General features: G+C 68.9%; 1 protein-coding gene and 2 pseudogenes. 2 read left to right on the plus strand and 1 reads right to left on the minus strand.

The annotated features are described in order from the left end of the window. Together VGB60_RS02885 and rarD are read left to right on the plus strand one after the other, a co-directional pair. Positions 1-141, plus strand: a pseudogene (locus tag VGB60_RS02885) (aspartate-semialdehyde dehydrogenase); the annotation flags it as partial. 163 nt (positions 142-304) lie between these two features. Beyond that, positions 305-1,234 carry an EamA family transporter RarD gene (gene rarD, locus VGB60_RS02890; RefSeq protein WP_331036777.1) on the plus strand — a complete coding sequence of 310 codons (930 nt, stop codon included), beginning with the start codon at positions 305-307 and terminating at the stop codon, positions 1,232-1,234. 114 nt (positions 1,235-1,348) lie between these two features. Here rarD and VGB60_RS02895 read toward each other — a convergent pair. Beyond that, positions 1,349-1,546 (minus strand): annotated as a pseudogene (locus tag VGB60_RS02895) (esterase); the annotation flags it as partial.

Consider the following 1,546-nt stretch of genomic DNA (forward strand, 5'->3'; position numbering starts at 1 on the left):
GTCGAGAACGGCCTGTCGCTGTGGATCGTCTCCGACAACCTGCGCAAGGGCGCGGCCCTGAACGCCGTCCAGATCGCCCAACTGCTCGACGACACCGGCATGATCAAGCCGGGATCCGGATACCGCAGCATTACGGTCTGACCGGCTCGCCGAAGCCACAATCTGTCATCCTCGGGCTTGTCCCGAGGACCCATCTATCCGCCGTACGAACCGATGCCGGTTCACCCCTATCGCCGCCCGTGCGCCTCCCCGCCCATGGGTCCTCGGGACAAGCCCGAGGATGACGGTGTGAAAGGATCAGGGGATGACGCCCGCCCCGCCCGTCGCCGCCCCCCGCGCCGCGCTCGCCTCCGCCTTCGGCTGCTACATTCTGTGGGGCTTCATGCCCCTGCTGTTCATGGCGCAGGCGGCGGCGGGTTTCGACTCGCCCGAGATCCTCGCCCACCGCGCCCTGTGGTCGGTGGCGGTCGCGACCCTGCTGGTCATGCTCGCCCGGCAGGGAGGCCAGGTCCGCGCGGTGCTGTCGACGCCGAAGACCCTGGGCTGGCTGGCGTTGTCGACCGCGCTGATCGGCGTCAACTGGGGCCTGTACGTCTGGGCCACGACCCACGATGCCACGCTCGAAGCCAGCCTCGGCTACTACATCAACCCGCTGCTCAACATGGTCGTCGGGCTGTGGCTGTTCCGCGAGAAGATCGACCGCTGGGGCTGGGTCGCCATCGGTCTGGCGGCGGTCGGGGTGCTGCTGCAGACGCTGGCGCTGGGCCGGCCGCCGTGGATTTCGCTGGTCCTGGCCTTCAGCTTCGCCAGCTACGCCGTCATTCGCAAGCGCGTGCCGATCGACGCCCAGGCCGGGCTGCTGGTCGAGTGCCTGCTGCTGGTCCCGTTTGGACTGGCCTGGGTGCTGTGGCTGCAGCACACCGGAGCGGGCGTCGCCTTCGACAGTCCGACCAACACCTTCTGGGCGCTCGCCAACGGCCCCGCAACCGTCCTGCCGCTGGCCCTGTTCGCCTGGTCGGCCCGGCGGCTGCCGCTCTCGACCATCGGCTTCATCCAGTTCCTCGCCCCGACGTTGCAGTTCGCCGTCGGCGTCTGGGCCGGCGAGGCGCTGACGCCGCTGCGCATCCTAAGCTTCGCCTTCATCTGGGGCGGAGCCGGGGTCTTCGCCGCCGCCGCATTGCTGCGCCGGCGGGCCGCGCGAAGGGCGCTGAAGGAGACGGCGGAGCCGGTATGAGGGGAGTGATTAGTGGTTAGTGATTAGTGGCTCCTGCCGCCGCGCCAGCGCTCTCTGCGCGTCTGTCACAGGCTTGGACTCGCCAACCACTAATCACTAACCACTAATCACTCTTCACGGCACCGCATACACCGCCTCGATCAGCCTCAGCGTCCGCGGGTCCCCCAGCAAGTGCGGCGACTGGCGGTTCATCGCATAGGCCGCCGACAGTTTGCGCGCCGGATCGGCCAAGGCGCAGGAGCCGCCCCAGCCGGCGTGGCCGAGGGTCTCGGGGTTAGGGCCGAACACGCGCAGCCGTTCGTTGCGCATCAC

It is taken from the genome of Brevundimonas sp., from assembly GCF_036399195.1.
Taxonomy (GTDB): Bacteria; Pseudomonadota; Alphaproteobacteria; order Caulobacterales; family Caulobacteraceae; genus Brevundimonas.

What these genes read in the sequence shown, in the direction of transcription:
- rarD (WP_331036777.1), top strand. Translation starts at nt 305, where the DNA reads ATGACGCCCGCCCCGCCCGTCGCCGCCCCCCGCGCCGCGCTCGCCTCC.